A 233-nucleotide genomic window follows, 5' to 3' on the forward strand; every position below is an offset into this window, starting at 1 on the left:
GTTTCGGCCTTGCCCAGCTTCACCAGCTGCGCGGCCGCGTCGGGCGTGGCGACGAGGCCTCCACCTGCATCCTGCTCTACAAGGGGCCGCTCAGCGAAAACGGCCGCGCCCGGCTTTCCATCCTGCGCGACAGCGAGGACGGCTTCCTGATTGCGGAAGAGGACCTGAAACTGCGCGGCGAAGGCGAACTCCTCGGCACCCGCCAGTCCGGCACACCGGGCTTCCGCATCGCC

At 69.1% G+C, this 233-nt stretch carries 1 pseudogene; it reads left to right on the top strand.

Annotated elements, in window-relative coordinates:
• Positions 1-233 (top strand): annotated as a pseudogene (locus SB816_RS35215) (ATP-dependent DNA helicase RecG); the annotation flags it as partial.

It is taken from the genome of Achromobacter sp. SIMBA_011, assembly GCF_046535435.1.
Classification (GTDB): domain Bacteria; phylum Pseudomonadota; class Gammaproteobacteria; order Burkholderiales; family Burkholderiaceae_B; genus Achromobacter; species Achromobacter dolens.